Here is a 24051-nt window from a genome sequence, read left to right as displayed (position 1 = left end):
GTTTTCTTTGTTATAATTACCTTAAATTGTAACGAAGGAGAGGGTATGGTGAATCAAAAAGATAAAGAAAGAAAAGAGCACGTAGCTCATATTATTGAAATTCCAGATGAATATAGGCTTGTTGTAGATGATCAAGAAGGGGTTGATGACCCGTATCATCTATTATGGTGGGGACATAAAGATGATGAGGAGAAACAGATACAAATTACATTAAATAGACATAATGGTAATTTAATTGAATTTAGGATAGATGATGGAAATTCTTTTTCGAGTGATAAGGGAGCGATAGAGGAGAATAAAGCAAGAGAGGTTGCAAATACATTCTTAAAAAAATATACAAAAGAAGGATATGAATTCTATACATATGTAACGGTTAAGGACGACAGGCGCGGTTGGAAAGAAGTAAATTATATGCAAGAAGTGAATAGCTATCCATTGCCGAATACTGGGTGTGTTGTGCAAGTGCACCCTTCAGGTAATGTTGTGCATTTTCATTACAATGGACAAAAAGCCATAGAGAAAAAGCCGTTATGGCCAAGTGAAATTGTTGGGGAGAATATCGTTTTAGAAAATTTGAAAGCTAGACAAGATATGAGACTTGTATTTGTAGATTTAACATACTCTTCATGTGAGTATGAAAACGGGGAAGAAGTAAAAGGGTACCATCTTGTATATGAACCAGAGCCTAGTCATGCGTTTATTGATGCAAGTACAGGTAAAGATTTATATGGGCCAGAACACTATAAATTACCTTCTACAGTACTTGTTGATAAACCGCTAAAGAGTAATCAAAAAAAAGATGTGTTTGATTTATTTGATTGGGACAAGGGGAAGTTTGTCAAAATAGATGAAAAAGTAGATGAGGATGAAGTCCGGATAAAATTTGTATTAAAAGAAGAATTACAAAAAGAAATAGAAGAGAAGGATTCATATTCAATGGATGAGTTTTATAAAAAACATTTTCCAATGTTGAAACATGATGAATTCGTAGTAATTACTCTAGATAAAGAAACAAATCAATTGCTTTCTTTTTTTATGTGGAAGGATGAGAAAAAAAGGAAAACAATCTTATCAAGAGAGCAATGTTTAAGCAAGGCACTTCAATTTTTAGAGCATATTATCCGAGATGCGACAAAGTATGTTCAACTTTGGGATAATTATGAGGAGGAAGAGGGGATAGAGAGGTTTTCCTTTTCAATCTATGTAAATGACATTCATGTAGAGCGGAAATATATTATGATCAACATCAATGCAGAAAATGGTGCTGTGATGCACTACTCTGGAGAGTGTGGCAACTTTATAAAAGAATTACTTACATATGAAACAACACCAAAAGTAACAAAAGAAAAAGCGTTAGAAATATACAGAGAGGCTATCCGAGTTAAATTAGAATGGTTTGTAGATCATGATGCAGAGGAAACGAAATACAAACTACTGTACAAACAAACGACAGATGAAAAACATAAAGAACCTTTTTATTGTAGTCGGGAAATTCGTTATATTGATGCTCAAACTGGGAGAAAGATTTGGAGTAAGTAAAATAAAAAGAGTTATTTTTCAAAGAATATAAAAATAACTCTTTTTATTTTTATAATTTGCCTGTTCGTTTTTCAAAAGTAAATGTGATAGGAAGATCGGAATGAGAACTATCATTTTTAAATGTTACTTTCCATTCTTTAGTATGGGCTTTAATTTCAAAATTAAGAAGATTCATTGCTCTACGTTTATCTATTTCTAAAAACATATTATGAATTTCCGGTTCTTGCTGTAAATTAAGAGCCTTTAGTGTGACTGTAAATGTGAAAAAATTCTGCCCTTCATATACTATCCTTGCTATTTTTGTTTTTGGTGTATTTAACACTACATAAAAACGGTCTGATTGAGTTAATTGTACAGAGTCATCGGTAATTTCATTCTCGCTATTATAAAGTTCAACTAAGAAAGATGTACTACGGGAAGAATCTGTTTTGCTTGTAATATGTAATTCAGTAGGAATCATGGGTATTTCATAAAACTCATTTTTTATTATAGTATTGTAGTCTTCTGAAAATTTACGAACTTCTTTTGGAAAAGAGTCTTCTTCTTGTGTATTTAAAAAGGTTTTATGTTGCTTTGGAAATTTTTTATTAAACTTTAATGTTTCTTTAAAGTAATAATTGGATCCAGTCAAAAATAAACAACTACAAATTAATAAAAAAATTCGATACGGATTTTGAAAGTGAAAGAAAAATAGTATACATGTAATAATTCCAATTACATAGAGAATAAAGATAAGTAGTTCTAGTTTTGAGTGAAAGGAAAAACCATAGTTATGAAAAAATTTCATTCCAGTTATAATTTGAGCTCCAAAAAATAAAGAAATTCCAAATTGAAAAAATAATAAATCAGGCCCTCTTTTAATAACAAAAGTAATGAACGAAATGAAAAGTAAAAATCCCCCTAAATAAATTGTTACATTTAATAATCGATCTAATGTAATCATGAATAGTGTCCCCTTTAATAGCATATTCATATATAAATAACAATTTCTTTTAATTATAATATAACAATAAAATATTTTAAATGTTAGAAGTGTTGAGTTTTATAAATAAACTGTACAGACACAAACAACCTCACGCCTACATACACATAATAAAGACCACTATTTTGGCGGAGGTGAAAGGTTTGAGTCTATTCGCCGCAATTGGATATATGGTTCGAGAAGTGTTTGTCTTTGTTTCTTATGTAAAGAATAATGCGTTCCCGCAGCCGTTATCATCAGATGATGAGAGAAAGTACTTAGAGTTAATGGAGCAAGGTGATGCTCAAGCGAGAAATCTTTTGATTGAACATAATTTACGGCTTGTAGCTCATATCGTTAAAAAATTTGAGAACACAGGAGAAGATGCAGAAGATTTAATTTCAATTGGTACGATCGGGCTCATTAAAGCGATCGAGAGCTATTCTGCAGGAAAGGGAACAAAGCTTGCGACGTATGCAGCACGCTGTATTGAAAATGAAATTTTGATGCATTTACGTGTACTAAAGAAAACGAAAAAAGATGTTTCACTTCATGATCCGATTGGGCAAGATAAAGAGGGCAATGAAATATCGCTTATTGATATATTAAAATCAGAGTCTGAAGATGTAATTGATATGATTCAGCTTAGTATGGAGTTAGAAAAAATTAAAGAGTATATCGATATTTTAGACGAAAGAGAAAAAGAAGTGATTGTGAAACGTTTTGGACTTGGGCTAGATAAGGAGAAAACACAGCGGGAAATCGCTAAGGCGCTTGGTATTTCTAGAAGCTACGTATCAAGGATTGAAAAGCGTGCTTTAATGAAGATGTTCCACGAGTTTGTAAGGGCAGAGAAAGAGAAAAAAGCGAAAGAGTAAAGTGTATTAGAAGCAGCCATATTTTAAAAGGGGCTGCTTTTCTTATTGTAAATAAGAAAAGAAAACGCGTTATGCTAAGAAGAAATACATGTTCACTGTTGAAAATGACGGATTCTATCTGTAATATTAGAAGGTGCTAAATAATTTAAGAATAATACCATACTTAGTTTTCTGTATGTATAATAAGGCTGCTTTATATGATATGTGGGAATAAGAACCAATTTTACATATGATATAGAAAGAAAAGAAGGGAAAACTAAAGTTATAGACTGATTAGGGGGTTTCGCAATTTGCGACGTACATTATATCGACTTATGATAGAACTTACAAATGGTCGCTTTACTTCTTATATATTACGTAAATTTGCACAATCTCGTTTGAGCTCTATCATTATTCCATCGTATGCGAAAGTTTTTCAAATTAATCAAGATGAGATGGAAAAGGGCTTGAAGGAATATAGAACATTGCATGAATTATTTACGCGTAAGCTAAAAGAAGGAAAGCGTAGTATTGATACAGATGCATCGAGTATCGTTAGTCCTGTTGATGGTGTTTTTGCAGATCATGGTCCTATTGAGGATACAAAAACATTTGATATTAAAGGAAAGCGCTATTCAATTGTGGATATGCTAGGTAATGAAGAACGTGCAACGCGATATGCAGGCGGTACATATATGGTAATTTATTTGAGTCCAAGTCACTATCATCGCATTCATAGTCCGCTTTCTGGTTCTGTGACTGAAAGGTTTGTACTCGGTAGAAAATCATATCCGGTAAATGCAGCTGGTATGGAATACGGGAAAGAACCGCTGTCAAAAAATTATCGTTCTGTTACAGAAATAAGCAGTGATGGTGAGCATATGGCTCTTGTAAAAGTAGGTGCCATGTTTGTTAATAGTATCGAGCTTTTGCATGAGAGAGATACTGTTCAAAAAGGTGAAGAAATGGCATACTTTACATTTGGTTCAACAGTTGTGTTATTGTTTGAAAAAGATATGATAGAAGTAGTGCAGGAATTAAAGAGTGGACAAGAGCTTCGTCTTGGTGAAAAAATAGCTACTCGATTAGCTCATAAATAAAGAAAAGCTTTTATAACCGTAAGTAAGAGTTATGGGCAAAGATACTTAATGATGAAATCCCCTAGATGGGAGTACTTGTTTATTCGAGAGCCATCGTAGGATGGCTCTTTTTACAGGGCATCCAATAATTTATCCTGTAACTGTTTGATTGGTACGGGCTAATTAAACCTTTCACTTTATATGTAATCAAGAAGATTTGACAAGCTTGTCCTCTAATGAGCGTCTAATGATTTCTTGTTTTATAAGTAAAATGAAGTCGGGATTTAATTTTAGTTCTTTTGCTTTATAATAAGACTCAGTGAGTAACTCAGTGGATAACTGTTCCATATGTTTTGTTTTCAAGGTGAGTCACCTCCTAATAATATAAGGATTGATTCGTTGATGCATTTAATGTACCAAAAAAATATGACAGTCACAAACGGGTGGTTATCCACATACCTAGGTGGATAAAGTGTGTATAGTTTGTTAGTAAATTCCAAATTAACTGAAAAATTAATGTGGAAAATGTGTACAATTTTATCCACAGGTTATATATCGAAAAATGTTGTCGAAAAATTTTATGAAAAATCCTCAAAGAGGTGAAAGAAATTGAAACTATTTTTACCAAATGAATATGTGAAAAATGTATATCATGTTCAACCAGAAGATTTAAAAAAACGTGGGATTAAAGGTGTTATTACTGATTTAGATAACACTTTAATTGAATGGGATCGTCCAAATGCAACCCCGCAACTTGAAAAATGGTTCTTGAAAATGAAAGAGCACGGCATCCAAGTAACGGTTGTTTCAAATAATAATGAGCAACGTGTAAAAGATTTTGCTGACCCATTAGGCATTCCATTTATTCATAGTGCACGTAAACCATTTGTTCGAGCGTTTAAGCGTGCGATACAAGAGATGCGTTTACAGGCAGAGGAAGTTGTGGTAATTGGAGATCAGTTACTGACTGACGTGCTTGGTGGAAACCGAGTAGGGCTTCATACAATTTTAGTTGTACCGGTAGCACAAACGGACGGATTAGTGACGCGCTTTAATCGAAAAATTGAACGCAGAATTATGAAAAATATGAAGAAAAAAGGTTTAATTAACTGGGAGGAATAAAGTTTGACTGAAACAATTAAATGTATTGGTTGCGGTGTAGAAATTCAAACAGAAAATAAAAACGAAGTGGGGTATGCTCCTACCTCATCTTTAGAGAAAGAACAAGTTATTTGTCAACGTTGTTTTCGCTTGAAGCATTACAATGAAATTCAAGATGTATCGTTAACAGATGATGATTTCCTACGCATTTTAAATGGAATTGGAAAATCAGATGCATTAGTAGTCAAAATTGTAGATATTTTTGATTTTAATGGTAGCTGGTTACCTGGTTTACATCGTTTCGTAGGAAATAATAAAGTATTACTTGTTGGAAATAAAGCTGATTTAATTCCAAAGTCAGTAAAACATGATAAAGTAAAGCATTGGATGCGCTATAGTGCAAAGCAACTAGGATTAAAACCAGAAGATGTCTTTTTAATTAGTGCAGCGAAGGGACAAGGAATTGCTGAACTAGCAGATGCTATTGAGTATTATCGCGGCGGCAAAGATGTTTACGTTGTTGGATGTACGAATGTAGGGAAATCGACATTTATTAATCGTATGATTAAAGAATTTAGTGATGAGACTGAAAATGTAATTACAACATCTCATTTCCCAGGAACAACACTTGATTTAATTGATATTCCATTAGACGAAGAATCTTCTTTATATGATACGCCAGGTATTATTAACCACCACCAAATGGCTCATTATGTTGGAAAGCAAAGCTTAAAGCTTATTACACCAACAAAAGAAATTAAGCCGATGGTATTCCAATTAAACGAAGAACAAACGTTATTCTTTAGTGGATTGGCACGTTTTGATTATGTAAGTGGTGGTCGTCGTGCGTTTACTTGTCACTTCTCGAATCGCTTAACAATTCATCGTACAAAGCTTGAGAAAGCAGATGAATTATATAAAAATCATGCTGGGGATTTACTAAGCCCACCAACGCCAGAAGAATTAGCAAATATGCCTGAGCTAGTGAAATACGAATTTAATATTCGTGAACCTAAAACGGATGTTGTATTCTCTGGATTAGGATGGGTTACTGTGAACGAACCAGGAGCAAAAATTGTTGCACACGTACCAAAAGGAGTAAGTGTTTCACTACGTAAATCTTTAATTTAATATGGAGAGGGATTTATGAAACAATTATATGGTGTAATCGGAAATCCAATTGGACATTCATTATCACCCGTTATGCATAACAATGCATTTGAACACTTGAATATGGATGCCCATTATCATGCGTTTCTTGTTGAAGAGGAAGTGCTAGGGGAAGCAGTAAGAGGTTTAAAAGCATTAGGTATTTCAGGATTTAATGTAACAACTCCGCACAAGGTTGCTATTATGGAGTATTTGGATGAGATTGACCCATTGGCAAGGAAAATCGGTGCAGTAAATACAGTGGTTCATAAGAATGGAAGGTTAATTGGCTACAACACAGATGGGATTGGTTTTGTTCGAGCGTTGCAGTCAATTAGTCATGAACCACTTCAAGGGAAACGTATTTTGTTACTTGGTGCAGGTGGTGCTAGCCGAGCTATTTATTTTTCTCTTGCTGATGTAGGTGTAAAAGAGATTGATGTAGCCAATCGTACAGTAGATAAGGCGAAAGAACTTATTGCTGCACGTACGGCCGATGTTAATTCTGTTGCTTTGTCGTTAGAAAAAGCGACAGAAGAACAAGGGAATTATGATATTATCATTCAGACGACAACAATAGGTATGCATCCACACGTCGAACATACGCCATTACAAATTTGTTCGTTAAAAAAAGGAACGATTGTATCAGATATAATTTATAATCCATTTGAAACGAAAATTTTATGTGAGGCAAAAGAGCAAGGTGCAATCATTCAAAATGGTATTGATATGTTTGTGTATCAAGGAGCACTTGCATTTGAAATGTGGACAGGAAGTGTACCGAATATCGGGAGAATGAAACAATTAGTTATAGAAAAGCTTGGAGGCTAACATATATGTTAACAGGAAAACAAAAAAGATTTTTACGTGCACAAGCACATCATTTAACACCAATTTTTCAAGTAGGAAAAGGCGGAGTAAATGAAAATATGATTAAACAAATCGCAGATACTTTAGAAGCTCGTGAGTTATTTAAAGTAAGTGTATTACAAAACTGTGAATTTGATCGCCGTGAGGTTGCGGAAGAACTTGCAAAAGGTGCACGTGCTGAAATCGTTCAAGTAATTGGAAGCACAATCGTTTTATACAAAGAATCAAGAGAAAATAAACAAATTAAGCTTCCTCGATAAAAAGATTAGCATGCGCTATTTTTATCGCTGATGCGTAATGATGTAGAGAGCGAAACCAATTGAACTTTTATTAATAGCAACTCTCTTCATTCCTAACCAAGGAGAGTTGCTGTATGTAAAAGGAAGGGGCGTTTCTTTTGAGGAAAATTGGCATCATTGGCGGTACATTTGATCCGCCTCACTATGGACATTTGCTAATTGCAAATGAAGTATATCACGCTTTGGATTTGGAAGAAGTATGGTTCTTGCCAAACCAGATTCCGCCACATAAACAAGGACGTAATATTACAAGTATAGAAAGACGTTTACATATGTTAGAGCTCGCGACTGAGGCAGAAGAACACTTTTCTATTTGTTTAGAAGAGTTAAGCAGGAAGGGCCCATCTTATACGTATGACACTATGTTGCAATTGACGAAGAAGTATCCGGATGTGCAGTTTCACTTTATTATTGGTGGGGATATGGTTGAGTATTTACCGAAGTGGTATAACATTGAAGCTTTACTTAATCTTGTAACGTTTGTTGGAGTTGCGAGACCTGGGTACACATTGCATACGCCGTATCAGATTACTACAGTGGAAATTCCGGAATTTGCAGTTTCTTCATCCTTATTACGTGAGAGATATAAGGAGAAGAAAACGTGTAAATACTTACTTCCTGAAAAAGTACAGGTATATATCGAGAGGAATGGGTTGTATGAATCGTGAGAATGCACTTCATATTGTTAAACAACAAATGCATGAAAAACGTTATACACACACAATTGGTGTAATGGAGACAGCGATTGAGCTGGCTAAGTTATACGGTGTGGACGAGAAAAAAGCAGAGATGGCAGCTATATTCCATGATTATGCGAAATGTAGAGCGATTTCAGAGATGGAAGAGATTATTAAACGTGAAGATTTGCCGAAAGATTTACTTTGCTATAATAAAGAGTTGTGGCATGCGCCTGTTGGGGCATACTTAGTAGAAAAAGAGGTAGGCATTACGGATTCTGAAATTTTGCAAGCTATTACATATCATACAAGTGGTCATGAGAACATGACAATGTTAGATAAAGTGATTTATGTAGCTGATTACATTGAGCCAGGGCGAAAGTTTCCAGGTGTGGAAGAGGCTCGTAAACTCGCATATACGGATATAAATCAAGCTTTATTATTTGCGTTAAAGAAAACAATTCAATTTTTAATGGAAAAAAATCAGACGATTTATCCATTAACATTCCAAACATACAATGCAGTTATCAAGGAGGAAATGAGTAAATGAACGATAAAGATTTATTAGTATTAGCGGCAAAAGCAGCTGATGATAAAAGAGCAGAAGATATGGTTGTCCTAAATATGCAAGGTATTTCACCAATTGCAGATTATTTCATTATTTGTCACGGTAATTCAGATAAACAAGTGCAAGCAATTGCACGTGAAATTAAATCAAAAGCACATGAGTTCCAAATCGACGTACAACGTATGGAAGGTTTTGACGAAGCACGTTGGGTATTAGTTGATCTTGGAGATGTAGTTGCTCATGTATTCCATAAAGATGAGCGTAATCACTATAATTTAGAGCGTTTATGGGGCGATGTGCCACGTGAAGATATTACAGAAGAGCTAGGCCAATGAAATACGAACAATTTGCATTGTTGTACGACGAACTAATGAATGATGTCCCTTATGATAAATGGGTGGAATTCACAGAGGAAAGCCTGCAGCAAGCAGATATGAAAGAGGCAAAAATTCTTGATGTAGCATGCGGTACGGGTAATGTAACCCTTCCGCTTGTGCAAAAGGGTTACGATTTAATAGGTGTCGATCTTTCAGAAGAAATGTTAACAGTCGCTCAGCAAAAACTGGGAGCAGAGGGATACTTTATTCCTTTTTATCAACAAGACATGCGAGAGCTTGATGTTCCAGGTGAGTTTGATTGTGTAACCATCTTTTGTGATTCATTAAATTATGTATTGCAAGAAGATGGAGTGCAAGAAACATTTAGAAGAGTATTTCACCATTTACGCCAAGATGGCTTGTTTTTATTTGATGTACATTCTTTATATAAAATACATCATGTATTTCAAAATGAAACGTATACAGTGAATGGAGAAGAAATATCTCTTATTTGGAATTGCTTCCCTGGTGAAGAATCAAATAGTGTAGAGCATGATTTAACATTCTTTGTTCAAGATCCAGAAGAAGATGTGTACCATCGGTTTGACGAATGTCACGTGCAACGTGCATATCAAGTGGAAGAGTTAACGAAATGGCTTGAAGAAGCAGGTTTTACAGTGCTTCGTGTAACAGGTGATTTTGAGCGACTTGAAGTTACAGAACAAACAGAGCGTATTTTCTTCATGGCGAAGAAAAACGGATAAAGTGAAACTTTAATCAGCGGGGTGCGAAGCTCCCCGCTGATTATTAGTTGAACCAATCGGGCTTTTACGGGCAGCCCGACCCCCTCCTAACTTCTTTGCTTTCGCTGAGTTTTAAGGTGGGGATCTTACTGGCCGTTAATGCTTGATAAAACAAAAGCAACCGAGAAGGTTGCTTTTGTTTTATAAAGAAGATGTATTTTTAGTTCTAGCATAATCTGAAGATCGTATGCGTAAAGTGTGGGAATAGTAGTTGAAGTGAAAATGTATTGTAAAAAAGTAATTATTTATAAAAAGGATTTGGAATGTAAATGACGTATTTATTATGTGTGTTTATTGAATTGCTGATCAACGCATTCTAAATCTTCATCAAATTTTTCATGTGTTCGCTCGATTAACTTATGGAACATATCTCCAACGTGTTCTTCTAAAACCCGAATGCCTTCCCCAGTAACGCCGCCTTTCACGCAAACCTTTTCTTGTAAGGTAGGTAATGTGAAGATTTCTTTTTCAAGTAATTTCCCCATCCCCACGACCATTTCACTTACTAAAGTAGTAGCCTCTTCGTGTGTAATATTTGTTTTATCTACAGCAGCGTTAATGAAGCATTGTAGTAAATAACTAAAGAAAGCAGGACCGCAACTTGCTATATCAGATGAAACGCGCGTTATATCTTCTTCTATTACAAGAGGTGTAGAAATGTTTTTGAATAGACGAAGTAATTTTTGTTGCCATTCTTCAGAGCAATTATCTCCAAATGTAAATAGTGAGGCGCCAGAGAGGGCGCGGTTTGTGATACTTGGAATGATACGCGCGACGTGACAAGGTACGAGAGTCTCTAATTGTGATGGAGATATTGGACTCGTAATAGAAACTAAGCACGTTTCATCAGAAAAATGTTCAGCGTATTTTTTTAGGATAGGGTATATATCTATCGGCTTAACGCAAATAAAAATAAGTTGTGATTGTTCGATTACTTCCGGGATTGTTTTTGCTATATGAACAGAAGGGTATTTTTCTTTTATATGATATGCTTTGGCAGGCGTCCGATTAATGATTGTAAGGCACGAAGGTTTGACAGCACGGGTTTCTAAAAATGCATCGATTAGTATATTCCCCATGTTTCCTGTCCCTATAATTCCTATGTTCAAAGTTTCATCCCTCCTTCGTAACAGCTTTCTCCTAAACAATATGAATGATGTTATAAATTTATGATTAGAGGTGTAAAATGATGTGGGATTTTCCGAAAAAGTGGTTAGGTTTAGTAGCTATTATTGGAACTTTACTTTTTCTTGTTTTTTGGAAAACGAATCAGAGTGTAGAACGAACGCCTATTACAATGAATGTGCAAGAGAAGGAGATAGAAAAAAAGGGTAAACCGAAAATATCGGATACAAAGGAACAGAAAAGAACAATTATAATTGATGTGAAAGGAGCGGTTAATAAAGAAGGGGTATATGAAATGAAGGAAGGAGATCGCGTAAAGGATGCGGTTCAAAAGGCTGGTGGTTTTTTATCAGAAGTAGATATCAAAAAAGTGAATTTAGCACAAATTGTACAAGATCAAATGCTTCTTTATATACCGAGTAAAAATGAGTCAGAACAAGGGATGTTTACTTCTTCTAAGGAAGATGGCAAGATTCGAATAAATACAGCAGCGAAGGAGCAATTGGAAAAGATTACAGGAATTGGCTCTCGAAAGGCAGAAAGTATTTTGAAATATCGAGAAGAACATGGTCCGTTTCAGAAAATAGAAGATTTATTAGAGATTGATGGGATTGGTGCGAAGTCTCTTGAAAAGATAAAAGATCAAATTATTATTCCGTAAAAGATTGACGAAGTTTTTCTTCTTTCGCTACACTACAAGTAGACAAAAAAGTAGGTGAAAAATATGGAACGAATTTCATGGGATCAATATTTTATGACGCAAAGCCATCTACTATCGTTACGTAGTACATGTACAAGGCTTGCGGTAGGAGCGACAATCGTTCGCGATAAACGAATTATTGCTGGTGGATATAATGGTTCGATTAAAGGTGGCGTACATTGTATAGATGATGGTTGTTACGTAATCGATAATCATTGTGTTCGGACAATTCATGCCGAAATGAATGCTTTATTACAATGTGCCAAGTTTGGTGCGAAAACAGAGGAAGCAGAAATTTACGTTACGCATTTCCCTTGTTTACAATGTTGTAAGGCAATTATTCAAAGTGGTATTACAGCGGTTTATTATGCGCAGGATTATAAAAATCATCCATACGCCATAGAGTTATTTGAACAAGCGAATGTAACAGTGAAGCACGTTCCGCTAGAATATGATATTGCTGCATTAGAGGAGCAAAAACGTTATACGGAGTTAAAAGAATTATTTGCGTCTTTAGAAAAAGATAATTTATCAATGGAAGAATTACAGCATGTATTCACGAAAGCAAAAATGATGCTATAAGGAGTGAGTATAAGTTGCAGGAACAATGGGGGTATGTTGCAATCTCGTTTATAATAGGGATTGCAATTGCCTTTTCCTCGTCACTTTTATTGATAGTTTTTTGCCTCTTTTTAAATATTTTCTTCTGTTTATATCGCACTTCGCGTAAAACCTTCTTTTTTTGCATTGTAGCGTGCTTTAGTGGCGCTATATACACTTCTTATGTTCAAGGGTGGAATAAGTCTCTAGGAGAGTCCTATGGAGTTACAAGAGGTGTTATACAAAATACACCGCTTGTTAATGGCGATCGCCTATCTTTTCAATTTGAAGATCACAATAAAAATATAGTGCAATTAAGTTATAGAATAAAATCAGCTCTGGAAAAGGAAAAAATGCAACAATTATACGCAGGGATATCATGTGTATTCGAGGGTGAGAGGAAAGAACCACAAACAGCTCGGAATTTTCATGGTTTTAATTACCGTGATTATTTATACAAGCAACATATTCATTTCACATTTGAGGCTACATATATTTCTGAATGCTATAAAACATCACTGTCGCTTATGCAATGGATTCTCCTTTTGAGGCAACAAGCAATCTCGAAAGTTACAGAAATGTTTCCAGAGCAATCAGGTGCTTTTATGAATGCGTTACTATTTGGTGATAGACAACAAATGACGTTTGAAGTGGAAGAGCAATATCAACAGTTTGGTCTTATACATTTGTTAGCAATTTCAGGTTCGCACATTGTATTGTTAATGGGGATAGTATATTTTATTTTGCTAAGAAGTGGTGCGACGAGGGAGGTAGCAACAATTTGCCTTATCGTCTGTATTCCTTTGTATATGGTTTTAGCAGGGGCGTCACCATCTGTTATAAGGGCTTCTATAGCAGGAGTTTTGATGTTGATTGCTTTTATGTGCTCGATTCGTTTATCTAGTTTAGATGCTTTAAGTGTAACAGCTATATGTATGCTTATATATGACCCTTATCTTGTTTTTAATATTGGATTTCAGTTTTCTTTTGTAGGTAGCTTCGCTTTACTTTTGTCTGCTCCGTTCTTATTAGGGAGTAGCAACGGAGTAATCCGAAATTCTATTTATATTTCTATCATTTCACAGCTCGTTAGTACTCCGATCTTGTTATATCACTTTGGTTATTTTTCTCCATATAGCATTTTCCTCAATCTTTTATACGTTCCGTTTTTATCTATCATTGTATTACCATGTAGCATTATTATTTTACTGTGTATGCCAATTGTCCCGTTTCTCGCAAAAGGATTTGCGGATGTGTTATCAATAGGCTTGAGTATGTCTAATGTTCTTCTAAGTTATTGTGAAAGTTTACCATTTAACCAGCTTATTTTCGGGAAAACGTCCTTCAATCTTGTAGCTGTATATTGCACGAGTATTGTCAGTATATTGATAGTTTGGGAAAGGAGAGCGCCGAAAAAAATGGTTTGTATAGTTGTGAGTATATTTCTTTTTATTAGCACGTGTCATTATGTATATCCATATTTTAGAGGAAGCGGAAGTGTAACATTTATTGATGTTGGACAAGGTGATGCAATATTAATTCGCCTTCCGTATGATAAAGGGGTTTATCTTATTGATACAGGTGGAACGCTTCGTGTCAATAAGGAAGAGTGGCAACAAAAAAAGCATGAATTTTCTGTTGGAACTGATGTTTTAATACCCTATTTACAAAAAGAAGGTATTAAAACAATTGATAAATTAATCGTAACGCATGGAGATGCAGATCATATAGGTGCTGCGCAAGAATTATTATCATATATACCTGTAAAAGAAGTTGTATTTGGCCGGAAGGGAAAAGATGCAGTATTAGAAAAAGTAGTAAAGAAACAGGCATTAGAAAAGGAAATGAAAATAACTGAAGTGGGGGAAGGGGAAAGTTGGAGTGTAAATGAAGCTGAGTTTTTCGTTTTAGCTCCAAAAGGAAAAGAAAAAAGTGAAAATAATGCTTCAATTGTAATATGGGCAAAATTTGGAGGATTGACGTGGCTATTTACAGGCGATTTAGAAGAAGAAGGAGAGCAGTTTTTAGTATCTGCGTATCCAGATTTGCGAGTGGATGTTTTAAAAGTTGCTCATCATGGAAGTAATACGTCATCTATAGAGTCTTTTTTGAACGTTATACAGCCCCGTGTAGCGATTATATCTGTTGGTAAGCAGAATAGATATGGACACCCGCATAAAGAAGTAATAGAACGTTTGGGGAAGATGGGGAGTGCGATATGGCGCACGGACAAGCAAGGTGCTATTTCCTATGTTTTTAAAGGGGAAAATGGAACCTTTCAAAGTAAAATCACATATGATAAGACATATAATAGGTGAAAAAGAGAAGACTGCCATGAAGTGGCAGTCTTTAAGAACCGATAAATTTAATAACAGTTGCAATGATGAAAAGTGTTGCGAAAAAACCAAATGAGACGATAAATCCTACCCCTGAATCAATAGCGTCATTGCGTTTACTTTGAACGTTTTGTTCAAAATCATTCATTTAGAATCCCTCCCCAACATTCCACTTTAGTATAAAATATTGTCAGAAAAAAATCTACAATTTCAATGTGAAGAGAAAATGAGCTTTTTGCGAATTTTAGATTATGAAGTAACGTGAGTTTTTTGTTTCCAAGCATGTTAACAGTTGGCACTTATACTGGAATTTTTATTGTGAATAATAAAGGGAAGGTGATTACCGCACACCAATAAGAAACCCGGGGCTTATTGCGTGGCGTTTAATATAAATAAAGGGACGGGTTATAAAGCCTGTTCCTTTGTACTTGTAAAACAAAAGCTAGGGCATTAGTATAAATATATATTGCCAAGTTAGGGAGTAGGAAAAAGTATGAGTGATATACATAAAAAAATTAAAAAGAAACAGTTTGCTCCGTTATATTTACTATATGGGACGGAAGCTTTTTTTATAAATGAAACGATAAAGCTTATTACGACAGAAGCACTTGAAGAAGAAGATCGAGAGTTTAATGTTGTGACATACGATTTGGAAGAAGCGTATTTAGAAGATGTGGTTGAGGATGCGCGTACGCTTCCTTTCTTTGGAGAGCGGAAAGTACTGTTAATAAAATCACCGCTATTTTTGACTTCGCAAAAAGAAAAGTTAGAGCAAAATATAAAAATTTTAGAAGAATACATTGGTGAACCTTCTCCATTTTCTATTCTTGTTTTTGTTGCGCCTTACGAAAAACTTGATGAGCGAAAAAAAATTACAAAACTATTAAAGAAAACAGCAGATGTAGTAGAAGCGAATGCGATGCAAGTGCAGGATGTTCAGAAGTGGATTGTTGCTCGAGCAGATGAAGTGCATGTGCACATTGATAACGCGGCTGTTAGTTTGTTGCTAGAGCTTGTGGGAAGTAATGTAACGATGTTGGCGAAGGAAATGGACAAGTTAACGTTATACGTTGGTATGGGCGGAGAGATTACGACGAAACTTGTTGCAGAGCTTGTGCCAAAATCAGTTGAGCAAAATGTATTTGCTTTGACAGAAAAAGTGGTGAAAAAAGATATTGCAGGTGCAATGCAAATTTTGGATGGATTATTTACGCAGCAGGAAGAACCGATTAAATTGCTTGCGTTATTAGTGAGTCAATTCCGTTTGTTGTATCAAGTGAAAGAGTTACAGCAACGTGGTTATGGGCAAAATCAAATTGCATCTCATATTGGTGTACATCCGTATCGTGTAAAATTGGCGATGAATCAAACGAAATTTTTCTCTTTTGAAGAATTAAAAAAAGTGATTATAGAATTAGCGGAAGCTGATTATAGTATGAAGACGGGAAAGATGGATAAGAAACTTGTGCTCGAGTTTTTCTTAATGCGATTAAATCATATGTGATGACACAAAAAAAGTTCATGTACCTAGTGCATGAACTTTTTTTGTATATAAAAAAACGATCCAAATGGATCGTTTTTTAAACGCCTTACGCGTTTACTTGTTTCGCTAAGCGAGATTTTTGACGAGATGCAGCGTTTTGGTGGATAAGACCTTTACGAGCTGCTTTGTCAAGTTTTTTAGAAGCAGTTTTGAAAGCTTCTTTAGCATTTTCAAGATCGTTATTAGTAACTAAAGCTTCTACAGTTTTAACAGCAGAACGCATGTCAGACTTGATAGAAGCGTTATGTGCACGACGCTCTTCGCTAAGTTTAGCGCGTTTGATAGCAGATTTGATGTTTGCCATACTTTTCACCTCCCTGGTGCAATCGAATGACTCGATTCTTACATAGAACAAGTGATATTCTATCAAACGGTGAAGAGAATTGCAATAGTATATCCATGAAATTTCACGTAAAGGAAAGAATGACCTTATATAACTTTGGGAAATCTAACGATATTTACTATGAATTACGGAGGAGATACGATGAAAGAACCATTGGATTTAAGTAAATATAGCGTTAGAACTGACCTTGCTGTAGAAGCTCATCAAATGTTGCAAGAAAGCCAAGAAGAACAAAAAGGGATACAGGGGGTAATTGTAAAAGAGAGGGAAGAAGAAGGTACTATAATTACAAAAGTAACAATTGATGAAGCTGCCTCTGAAGCGATGGGTAAAAAACCTGGAAATTATTTAACGCTTGAAGTACAAGGTATACGTCAGCAAGATACAGAACTTCAACAAAAAGTGGAGCGTATTTTTGCAAAAGAATTTTCTTATTTCTTAGAAGAGGTTGGTGTTACAAAAGAAGCGAGCTGTTTAATTGTAGGCCTTGGGAATTGGAATGTAACACCGGATGCTCTTGGGCCAATAGTTGTAGAAAATGTATTAGTAACGAGACATTTGTTTCAATTGCAGCCTGAAAGTGTAGAAGAAGGATTCAGACCTGTTAGTGCAATTCGGCCGGGAGTAATGGGGATTACAGGCATCGAAACGAGCGATGTTATTTATGGGATTATTGAGAAGACAAATCCAGACTTTGTAATTGCGATTGACGCATTAGCTGCCCGTTCTATTGAACGAGTAAATAGCACGATACAAATTTCTGATACTGGAATCCATCCTGGATCAGGGGTTGGGAATAAACGTAAGGAACTAAGTAAAGAGACATTAGGTATCCCTGTTATCGCAATTGGTGTTCCGACTGTGGTCGATGCCGTTTCGATTACAAGTGATACGATTGATTTTATTTTGAAACATTTTGGTCGAGAGATGAAAGAAGGAAACAAACCTTCAAGATCTTTGTTACCAGCGGGATTTTCATTTGGAGAAAAGAAAAAATTAACAGAAGAAGATATGCCAGATGAAAAGAGCCGAAATATGTTTTTAGGTGCTGTTGGTACGTTAGAAGAAGAAGAAAAAAGAAGGTTGATTTATGAAGTGCTATCGCCTCTTGGTCATAACTTAATGGTGACCCCAAAAGAAGTAGATACTTTTATTGAGGATATGGCGAATGTAATAGCGAGTGGTTTAAATGCAGCGCTGCATCATCAAATTGATCAAGATAATACGGGAGCGTATACACATTGAGGGAGAAAGATGATAATAGTTTGAGTCGTTTTGCGCTTTTGTGTATATGTAGTGTAGCTTTATGTTTACTTATGATGATAGCAGGAGTGTCACTTGCTAATCATGGTTTGAAAAGTATGAAAGGTTATCGGCAATTGTCGTATGAACAAATAGCTCATATGACAGGGACAGAGAGTACAGGTGCTGAATCAGAAATTTTGGGTAGTTCGTTTTCAGCTTCAGAAAAACAACAACAATTAGAACGTTTAAGAAGTTTTAATGTTGTAGAAGGAATTGGGATGGCGTTAGCAAGTGTAGCTTATGAAATGACGAAGTTCGGAACGGATATAGTTGTTGGGAAAATAAAGGGGATTTTTAGCTAAGAGTAGCATGGGAGATGGTTGTTTTACTGATTTGTAAGACAACCGTTTTAAAATTTGAAAAGGGTTTGTCTCTTATGGTTTATTCGCATAAGATATAGATAGAATGATTTGTATCGTAAGCAGCACGAGTTTTCATTGAATCTTTGTTGCTCTATTGATATAATCAGTGCTAGTGTATATTGGCGAGACTATTAGGAGTTGAGAACATAGATGAACAAAGAAGAAAGAGCAAAAAGACAGTCCAAAATTCGTAATTTCTCTATTATTGCTCATATTGACCACGGAAAATCAACGTTAGCAGACCGTATTTTAGAGAAAACAAATGCGTTAACACAACGCGAAATGAAAGCTCAGTTGCTTGACTCTATGGATTTAGAGCGTGAGCGTGGTATTACAATCAAATTAAACGCAGTACAATTAAACTATAAAGCAAAAGATGGTGAAGAGTATATTCTTCATTTAATTGATACACCAGGACACGTCGACTTTACGTACGAAGTATCTCGTAGTTTAGCGGCTTGTGAAGGCGCGATTCTTGTAGTAGATGCAGCGCAAGGTATTGAAGCGCAAACGTTAGCGAACGTATACTTAGCGCTTGATAACAACTTGGAAATTTTACCAGTTATCAATAAAATCGACTTACCAAGTGCGGATCCAGAACGTGTACGTCAAGAGGTAGAAGATGTAATTGGTTTAGATGCATCAGAAGCGGTACTTGCTTCTGCAAAAGCTGGAATTGGTATTGAAGAAATTTTAGAACAAATTGTTGAAAAAGTACCAGCTCCGGCAGGTGATTCAGAAGAGCCGTTACAATGTATGATTTTCGACTCTTTATATGATCCGTACCGTGGTGTAATTGCTTATATCCGTGTTGTAAATGGAACGGTAAAAGTTGGCGATAAAGTACGTATGATGGCAACGGGTAAAGAATTTGAAGTAACAGAAGTAGGTGTATTTACACCGAAAACTACGCAACGTGACGAGTTAACAGTAGGTGATGTAGGTTTCTTAGCAGCATCTATTAAAAACGTAGGTGATACACGTGTTGGTGATACGATTACACATGCGAAACGTCCAGCTGCAGAGGCGTTACCAGGTTACCGTAAATTAAACCCGATGGTATTCTGTGGGCTGTATCCAATTGATTCTGCTCGTTATAACGATTTACGTGATGCGTTAGAAAAATTAGAGTTAAACGATTCTGCTCTTGAGTTTGAACCAGAAACATCTCAAGCGTTAGGATTTGGTTTCCGTTGTGGATTCTTAGGACTTCTTCACATGGAAATCATTCAAGAACGTATTGAACGTGAATTTAAGATTGACTTAATTACAACAGCGCCAAGCGTTATTTATAAAGTTTATTTAACAAACGGTGAAGATGTTATTGTTGATAATCCATCTAATATGCCAGACCCACAGTCTATCGATCGTGTAGAAGAGCCGTTTGTGAAGGCTTCAATTATGGTTCCGAATGACTATGTTGGAGCTGTAATGGAAATTTGCCAAGGTAAACGTGGAACGTTTATTGATATGCAATATTTAGATGAAACGCGTGTTACATTAACATATGAAATCCCGTTATCAGAAATCGTATATGACTTCTTCGATCAATTGAAATCAAATACGAAAGGGTATGCATCATTTGATTATGAGTTAATTGGTTATAAACCATCTAAACTTGTGAAAATGGATATTCTTTTAAATAATGAACAAGTGGATGCTTTATCATTTATCGTACACCGTGATTCAGCGTATGACCGTGGTAAAGTAATTGTAGAGAAATTAAAAGAATTAATTCCGAGACAACAGTTCGAAGTGCCAATTCAGGCGACTATCGGAAATAAAGTTGTAGCACGTTCTACAATTAAGGCGATGCGTAAAAACGTACTTGCAAAATGTTACGGCGGTGACATTTCTCGTAAGCGTAAACTTCTTGATAAGCAAAAAGAAGGTAAAAAACGTATGAAGTCTGTTGGTTCTGTAGAAGTGCCGCAAGAGGCATTCATGGCTGTACTGAAAATGGATGACAACTAATATTTGAAATAAAAAAGAAGTCGTTTGTACGGCTTCTTTTTTCTGTATAATTACTTTTTAGACATCTGAGCAGCTCTCATTTACAATAATGAGAGAGCTTTTTAGTTCATATAGAGTTAGGAGATTGTTAATGTCCGAAAATATTCGAAAAGATATTCAAGATAAAATACAAAATGGCAATTTTAATTGTGAAAAGGAATTGACGCTTTCTATTATTAGTGGAAAGTGGAAAGTTGTGATACTGTGGCATCTTGGTGTGGAAGGGCCTCATCGTTTTAGTGAATTACAACGGTTATTCCCAAGCATTTCTCATAAAGTTTTGTCGAACCAATTAAAAGAGTTAATGGAAGATGGGATTGTTGATCGAACAGTATATCCCGAAATTCCTCCTCGTGTTGAGTATTATATGACGGAACTAGGCATGTCACTTTTACCGATCGTTGAAATGATGTATGATTGGGGAAAAATGCGAATGGAACAAATTCGTAATACGTTAGAGAAGTAGAGAATCCTCCGGAGGGCGGAGGTTTTCTTTTTAGAAAGGTAGGAGTTATATTTGGTACAAGCTGCATATATTCATATCCCGTTTTGTCAGCACATTTGTCACTATTGTGATTTTAATAAAGTGTTTATTGAACGCCAACCGGTTGATCAATATTTAGATTATTTAGAGAAGGAAATAATAAATACGGTTCAAAGAGTTCCGTTTGATAGTATGAAAACGATTTTTGTGGGCGGTGGAACTCCGACAGCGTTAAATATGGAACAGACAAAAAAATTACTCGAGATTATTAATCGTCATTTGCGCCCGTTTGCTCCGAATTGTGAATTGACATTTGAAGCGAATCCAGGAGATCTACCGAAAGAGAAGTTGAATGTACTACTAGAAGGTGGAGTGAATCGAATTAGTTTTGGTGTGCAAACGTTCCGTGATGAACTGCTTGAGAAAATCGGGCGCAAGCATACGAGGGAAGATGCATTCCTAGCGATTCGAGAAGCTCAGGAAGTAGGCTTTAAAAATATTAATGTAGATATTATTTATGCTTTGCCAGGACAAACGATAGAAGATGTGAAGGAAACATTAGACATTGCTTTTACGCTTGGTGTACAACATTTCTCGGCATATTCATTAATTGTGGAACCTAAAACAGTGTTTTATAACTTAATGAATAAAGGGAAATTGCGTCTTCCGGGTGAAGACCATGAAGCGAAAATGTATGAAATGGTAATGGATGAAATGGAGAAACACGGTTATAACCAGTATGAAATTAGTAATTTCTCAAAAGGTGACAATAAAAGTAGACATAATCTCACATACTGGAATAATGAAGAGTATTATGGCTTTGGAGCTGGAGCTCATAGTTATGTGAATGGGGAACGTATTCAAAATGTAGGTCCGCTGAAGCAATATTTTAATAAAATTGATGAAACAGGATTTCCGTATTTAGATGTTCACGTGGTGACGGAGAAAGAAAAGATGGAAGAAGAGTTGTTCTTAGGACTTCGAAAAACAAAAGGTGTATCTAAAATAGCATTTCAAAAGAAATTTAATATGGAGATGGATCAAGTTTTCGCGAAGCAGTTACAAAACAACCAAGAACAAGGATTGCTTGAAGAGAGCGATGGATATGTTCGTTTAACGCGAAAAGGAAAATTATTAGGGAATGAAGTATTCCAATCATTTTTAATTGACTAATTAAATGTTCCATTAACGTGAAAAAGTTTCATTATTTCGTGACGTTTCCGTTGACAATTGAATGTCAATTTTGGTAAGTTATTAATAGATTTAGCACTCAAAGACAAAGAGTGCTAACAGAGGTGATGATGAGATGCTTACGGAACGTCAGCTCTTAATTTTACAAACAATTATTGATGACTTTATTGGATCAGCGCAGCCTGTTGGGTCTAGAACGTTGGCTAAAAAAGATGAAATTACATTTAGTTCAGCTACTATTCGAAATGAAATGGCGGACTTAGAAGAATTAGGTTTTATTGAAAAAACGCACAGTTCTTCTGGACGTGTTCCTTCTGAGAAAGGCTACCGATTTTATGTAGACCATCTTTTAGCGCCGCAAAACTTACCGAACGCTGAAATTGTACAAATTAAAGATTTATTTGCTGAAAGAATTTTTGAAGCGGAAAAAATTGCACAGCAATCTGCTCAAATTTTATCAGAACTTACGAATTATACGGCCATTGTTCTTGGACCGAAGTTAAGCACAAATAAACTTAAAAATGTACAAATTGTGCCGCTGGATCGTCAAACTGCAGTCGCTATTATTGTAACTGATACAGGGCATGTACAAAGTAAAACGATTACCGTTCCGGAATCTGTTGATTTATCAGATTTAGAAAAAATGGTTAATGTTTTAAATGAAAAGCTATCTGGCGTACCGATGGAAGAACTTCATAATAAAATCTTTAAGGAAATTGTTACAGTTTTACGTGGGTATGTTCATAATTATGATAGTGCAATAAGAATGTTAGATGGTACATTTCAAGTTCCGTTATCGGAAAAGATATACTTTGGAGGAAAAGCAAATATGCTTTCGCAGCCAGAGTTCCATGACATTCAAAAGGTTAGATCTTTGCTTACCATGATTGATAATGAAGCTGAATTTTATGACATTTTGCGTCATAAACAAGTCGGGATTCAAGTGAAAATTGGTAGGGAAAACACTTCGACGGCTATGGAGGATTGCAGTTTAATTTCTGCAACATATTCGATCGGCGAAGAGCAACTTGGAACAATTGCTATTTTAGGTCCGACAAGAATGCAATATTCTCGTGTAATTAGTTTGTTACAGTTATTTACGAGACAATTTACAGATGGACTTAAAAAGTAAATGAGAGTAATACATTCGCTCAAGTGATGAAATTTTCATTGCTGTGTGTAATATATAATGCTTAGGTAATCATGCTATGCATGATACCTAATACCTTTTAAGGAGGTGAATATTGTGGAAGAGCGTAACGAACAAGTGGTAGAAGAAGTAAAAGAAGCGCAAGTTGAAGAAGCTGTCACGCCAGAAAACAGTGAAGAAACTGTAGAAGAAAAAAGTGAGGCTGCTCTTTTACAAGAAAAAGTAGATGAGTTACAAGCGAAACTAACGGAAACGGAAGGTCGCACATTACGTCTACAAGCTGATTTTGAAAATTATAAGCGCCGCGTCCAAATGGATAAACAGGCTGCTGAAAAATATAGAGCACAAAGTCTAGTTTCAGACATTTTGCCAGCTCTTGATAATTTTGAAAGAGCAATGCAAGTGGAAGCGACTGATGAGCAAACGAAATCCTTGTTACAAGGCATGGAAATGGTGCATCGTCAATTGTTAGAAGCGCTGACTAAAGAAGGTGTGGAAGTGATTGAAGCTGTTGGTAAACAGTTTGATCCTAATGAACACCAAGCTATTATGCAAGTGGAAGATAGTGAATTTGAATCAAACGCGGTTGTGGAAGAATTCCAAAAAGGTTATAAATTAAAAGACCGTGTGATTCGCCCATCAATGGTAAAAGTAAATCAATAATTTACATAAAACTAGG

Annotated in this window: 27 protein-coding genes; 22 read left to right on the top strand and 5 right to left on the bottom strand. The window is 35.6% G+C overall.

Annotation, left to right across the window (positions count from 1 at the left end):
• The first annotated feature begins 45 nt into the window (after window positions 1-45).
• Window positions 46-1539, top strand: coding sequence for a YcdB/YcdC domain-containing protein (locus tag BCG9842_RS21615; protein ID WP_000248007.1), 1494 nt, complete (start codon window positions 46-48; stop codon window positions 1537-1539).
• 49 nt (window positions 1540-1588) lie between these two features.
• Here BCG9842_RS21615 and BCG9842_RS21610 read toward each other — a convergent pair whose 3' ends face one another.
• A complete protein-coding gene (locus tag BCG9842_RS21610; RefSeq protein ID WP_000631115.1) occupies window positions 1589-2482 on the bottom strand; it encodes a hypothetical protein in 894 nt (297 codons plus the stop codon).
• Window positions 2483-2664: 182 nt separating this feature from the next.
• Between BCG9842_RS21610 and sigK the strand changes: the two genes are divergently transcribed.
• Both sigK and BCG9842_RS21600 read left to right on the top strand, forming a co-directional pair.
• Window positions 2665-3378 (top strand): RNA polymerase sporulation sigma factor SigK, encoded by a 714-nt coding sequence (gene sigK / locus BCG9842_RS21605; RefSeq protein ID WP_000051382.1) that lies wholly within the window; start codon window positions 2665-2667, stop codon window positions 3376-3378.
• A 290-nt stretch (window positions 3379-3668) separates the two neighbouring features.
• Entirely contained in the window at window positions 3669-4457 is a 789-nt protein-coding gene (locus BCG9842_RS21600; protein ID WP_001254999.1) for a phosphatidylserine decarboxylase, read from the top strand.
• Window positions 4458-4643: 186 nt separating this feature from the next.
• On the opposite strand, the gene BCG9842_RS21595 is transcribed toward BCG9842_RS21600, so the two are convergent.
• Window positions 4644-4799 (bottom strand): sporulation histidine kinase inhibitor Sda, encoded by a 156-nt coding sequence (locus tag BCG9842_RS21595; RefSeq protein ID WP_000850094.1) that lies wholly within the window; start codon window positions 4797-4799, stop codon window positions 4644-4646.
• Window positions 4800-5045: 246 nt separating this feature from the next.
• Between BCG9842_RS21595 and BCG9842_RS21590 the strand changes: the two genes are divergently transcribed.
• The 8 genes from BCG9842_RS21590 (at window position 5046) to BCG9842_RS21555 (ending at window position 10181) form a co-directional block, all read left to right on the top strand.
• Entirely contained in the window at window positions 5046-5558 is a 513-nt protein-coding gene (locus tag BCG9842_RS21590) for a YqeG family HAD IIIA-type phosphatase (protein ID WP_000765316.1), read from the top strand.
• 3 nt (window positions 5559-5561) lie between these two features.
• Window positions 5562-6668, top strand: coding sequence for a ribosome biogenesis GTPase YqeH (gene yqeH / locus BCG9842_RS21585; RefSeq protein WP_000140807.1), 1107 nt, complete (start codon window positions 5562-5564; stop codon window positions 6666-6668).
• Between the two features lie 15 nt (window positions 6669-6683).
• Complete coding sequence (gene aroE, locus BCG9842_RS21580; protein WP_000812105.1) at window positions 6684-7517, top strand: shikimate dehydrogenase; 834 nt, start codon at window positions 6684-6686, stop codon at window positions 7515-7517.
• 5 nt (window positions 7518-7522) lie between these two features.
• Window positions 7523-7816, top strand: coding sequence for a ribosome assembly RNA-binding protein YhbY (yhbY, locus tag BCG9842_RS21575; RefSeq protein WP_000955224.1), 294 nt, complete (start codon window positions 7523-7525; stop codon window positions 7814-7816).
• A 137-nt stretch (window positions 7817-7953) separates the two neighbouring features.
• Window positions 7954-8523: a nicotinate-nucleotide adenylyltransferase gene (gene nadD, locus BCG9842_RS21570; protein ID WP_001226031.1), complete on the top strand. Its 570-nt coding sequence runs from the start codon at window positions 7954-7956 to the stop codon at window positions 8521-8523.
• Window positions 8513-9082: a bis(5'-nucleosyl)-tetraphosphatase (symmetrical) YqeK gene (gene yqeK, locus BCG9842_RS21565; RefSeq protein ID WP_001078483.1), complete on the top strand. Its 570-nt coding sequence runs from the start codon at window positions 8513-8515 to the stop codon at window positions 9080-9082. The genes nadD and yqeK overlap by 11 nt, the downstream gene beginning before the upstream one ends.
• On the top strand, window positions 9079-9435 hold the full coding sequence (rsfS, locus tag BCG9842_RS21560) for a ribosome silencing factor (RefSeq protein WP_000998173.1): 357 nt from the start codon (window positions 9079-9081) through the stop codon (window positions 9433-9435). Before yqeK ends, rsfS begins: the two co-directional genes overlap by 4 nt.
• Window positions 9432-10181, top strand: coding sequence for a class I SAM-dependent methyltransferase (locus BCG9842_RS21555; protein ID WP_000873064.1), 750 nt, complete (start codon window positions 9432-9434; stop codon window positions 10179-10181). The genes rsfS and BCG9842_RS21555 overlap by 4 nt, the downstream gene beginning before the upstream one ends.
• A 320-nt stretch (window positions 10182-10501) precedes the next feature.
• Here the strand turns inward: BCG9842_RS21555 and comER are convergent, their stop codons facing one another.
• The gene (gene comER, locus BCG9842_RS21550; protein ID WP_001020554.1) at window positions 10502-11329 is read right to left on the bottom strand and encodes a late competence protein ComER; all 828 of its coding nucleotides are present in this window, start codon (window positions 11327-11329) and stop codon (window positions 10502-10504) included.
• Window positions 11330-11406: 77 nt separating this feature from the next.
• Between comER and BCG9842_RS21545 the strand changes: the two genes are divergently transcribed.
• From BCG9842_RS21545 to BCG9842_RS21535, 3 genes are all read left to right on the top strand, one after another.
• Entirely contained in the window at window positions 11407-12006 is a 600-nt protein-coding gene (locus BCG9842_RS21545) for a helix-hairpin-helix domain-containing protein (RefSeq protein ID WP_000989935.1), read from the top strand.
• Between the two features lie 63 nt (window positions 12007-12069).
• Window positions 12070-12627, top strand: a complete 558-nt coding sequence (locus BCG9842_RS21540; RefSeq protein WP_000439773.1) for a ComE operon protein 2 — start codon at window positions 12070-12072, stop codon at window positions 12625-12627.
• 14 nt (window positions 12628-12641) lie between these two features.
• Window positions 12642-14963 carry a DNA internalization-related competence protein ComEC/Rec2 gene (locus BCG9842_RS21535; RefSeq protein WP_001157827.1) on the top strand — a complete coding sequence of 774 codons (2322 nt, stop codon included), beginning with the start codon at window positions 12642-12644 and terminating at the stop codon, window positions 14961-14963.
• Window positions 14964-14994: 31 nt separating this feature from the next.
• On the opposite strand, the gene BCG9842_RS21530 is transcribed toward BCG9842_RS21535, so the two are convergent.
• On the bottom strand, window positions 14995-15129 hold the full coding sequence (locus BCG9842_RS21530; protein WP_000997609.1) for a YqzM family protein: 135 nt from the start codon (window positions 15127-15129) through the stop codon (window positions 14995-14997).
• Window positions 15130-15474: 345 nt separating this feature from the next.
• On the opposite strand from BCG9842_RS21530, the gene holA reads away from it, so the two are divergent.
• Window positions 15475-16485, top strand: a complete 1011-nt coding sequence (holA, locus tag BCG9842_RS21525; protein ID WP_001279923.1) for a DNA polymerase III subunit delta — start codon at window positions 15475-15477, stop codon at window positions 16483-16485.
• Between the two features lie 85 nt (window positions 16486-16570).
• On the opposite strand, the gene rpsT is transcribed toward holA, so the two are convergent.
• Window positions 16571-16828, bottom strand: coding sequence for a 30S ribosomal protein S20 (gene rpsT / locus BCG9842_RS21520; protein WP_001274012.1), 258 nt, complete (start codon window positions 16826-16828; stop codon window positions 16571-16573).
• Window positions 16829-17008: 180 nt separating this feature from the next.
• Between rpsT and gpr the strand changes: the two genes are divergently transcribed.
• From gpr to grpE, 7 genes are all read left to right on the top strand, one after another.
• Window positions 17009-18112 (top strand): GPR endopeptidase, encoded by a 1104-nt coding sequence (gene gpr / locus BCG9842_RS21515; RefSeq protein ID WP_000662644.1) that lies wholly within the window; start codon window positions 17009-17011, stop codon window positions 18110-18112.
• Window positions 18109-18474 (top strand): YqxA family protein, encoded by a 366-nt coding sequence (locus tag BCG9842_RS21510; protein WP_001207093.1) that lies wholly within the window; start codon window positions 18109-18111, stop codon window positions 18472-18474. Before gpr ends, BCG9842_RS21510 begins: the two co-directional genes overlap by 4 nt.
• Window positions 18475-18684: 210 nt before the next feature.
• A complete protein-coding gene (gene lepA, locus BCG9842_RS21505; protein ID WP_001030948.1) occupies window positions 18685-20508 on the top strand; it encodes an elongation factor 4 in 1824 nt (607 codons plus the stop codon).
• Window positions 20509-20638: 130 nt separating this feature from the next.
• Window positions 20639-21013: a winged helix-turn-helix transcriptional regulator gene (locus BCG9842_RS21500; protein ID WP_001293539.1), complete on the top strand. Its 375-nt coding sequence runs from the start codon at window positions 20639-20641 to the stop codon at window positions 21011-21013.
• 51 nt (window positions 21014-21064) lie between these two features.
• A complete protein-coding gene (gene hemW, locus BCG9842_RS21495; RefSeq protein WP_000249440.1) occupies window positions 21065-22204 on the top strand; it encodes a radical SAM family heme chaperone HemW in 1140 nt (379 codons plus the stop codon).
• Window positions 22205-22337: 133 nt separating this feature from the next.
• Entirely contained in the window at window positions 22338-23354 is a 1017-nt protein-coding gene (hrcA, locus tag BCG9842_RS21490) for a heat-inducible transcriptional repressor HrcA (protein ID WP_000954943.1), read from the top strand.
• Between the two features lie 114 nt (window positions 23355-23468).
• Window positions 23469-24035: a nucleotide exchange factor GrpE gene (gene grpE, locus BCG9842_RS21485; RefSeq protein ID WP_000392711.1), complete on the top strand. Its 567-nt coding sequence runs from the start codon at window positions 23469-23471 to the stop codon at window positions 24033-24035.
• Window positions 24036-24051: the final 16 nt, after the last annotated feature.

This window comes from Bacillus cereus G9842 (assembly GCF_000021305.1).
GTDB classification, from domain to species: domain Bacteria; phylum Bacillota; class Bacilli; order Bacillales; family Bacillaceae_G; genus Bacillus_A; species Bacillus_A thuringiensis_S.
This window is presented reverse-complemented; position numbering and strand designations above follow the sequence as displayed.

What these genes read in the sequence shown, in the direction of transcription:
- BCG9842_RS21615 (WP_000248007.1), top strand. Translation starts at nt 46, where the DNA reads ATGGTGAATCAAAAAGATAAAGAAAGAAAAGAGCACGTAGCTCATATT.
- BCG9842_RS21610 (WP_000631115.1), bottom strand. Translation starts at nt 2,482, where the DNA reads ATGATTACATTAGATCGATTATTAAATGTAACAATTTATTTAGGGGGA.
- aroE (WP_000812105.1), top strand. Translation starts at nt 6,684, where the DNA reads ATGAAACAATTATATGGTGTAATCGGAAATCCAATTGGACATTCATTA.
- yhbY (WP_000955224.1), top strand. Translation starts at nt 7,523, where the DNA reads ATGTTAACAGGAAAACAAAAAAGATTTTTACGTGCACAAGCACATCAT.
- yqeK (WP_001078483.1), top strand. Translation starts at nt 8,513, where the DNA reads ATGAATCGTGAGAATGCACTTCATATTGTTAAACAACAAATGCATGAA.
- rsfS (WP_000998173.1), top strand. Translation starts at nt 9,079, where the DNA reads ATGAACGATAAAGATTTATTAGTATTAGCGGCAAAAGCAGCTGATGAT.
- BCG9842_RS21555 (WP_000873064.1), top strand. Translation starts at nt 9,432, where the DNA reads ATGAAATACGAACAATTTGCATTGTTGTACGACGAACTAATGAATGAT.
- BCG9842_RS21545 (WP_000989935.1), top strand. Translation starts at nt 11,407, where the DNA reads ATGATGTGGGATTTTCCGAAAAAGTGGTTAGGTTTAGTAGCTATTATT.
- BCG9842_RS21540 (WP_000439773.1), top strand. Translation starts at nt 12,070, where the DNA reads ATGGAACGAATTTCATGGGATCAATATTTTATGACGCAAAGCCATCTA.
- BCG9842_RS21530 (WP_000997609.1), bottom strand. Translation starts at nt 15,129, where the DNA reads ATGAATGATTTTGAACAAAACGTTCAAAGTAAACGCAATGACGCTATT.
- holA (WP_001279923.1), top strand. Translation starts at nt 15,475, where the DNA reads ATGAGTGATATACATAAAAAAATTAAAAAGAAACAGTTTGCTCCGTTA.
- rpsT (WP_001274012.1), bottom strand. Translation starts at nt 16,828, where the DNA reads ATGGCAAACATCAAATCTGCTATCAAACGCGCTAAACTTAGCGAAGAG.
- gpr (WP_000662644.1), top strand. Translation starts at nt 17,009, where the DNA reads ATGAAAGAACCATTGGATTTAAGTAAATATAGCGTTAGAACTGACCTT.
- lepA (WP_001030948.1), top strand. Translation starts at nt 18,685, where the DNA reads ATGAACAAAGAAGAAAGAGCAAAAAGACAGTCCAAAATTCGTAATTTC.
- BCG9842_RS21500 (WP_001293539.1), top strand. Translation starts at nt 20,639, where the DNA reads ATGTCCGAAAATATTCGAAAAGATATTCAAGATAAAATACAAAATGGC.
- hrcA (WP_000954943.1), top strand. Translation starts at nt 22,338, where the DNA reads ATGCTTACGGAACGTCAGCTCTTAATTTTACAAACAATTATTGATGAC.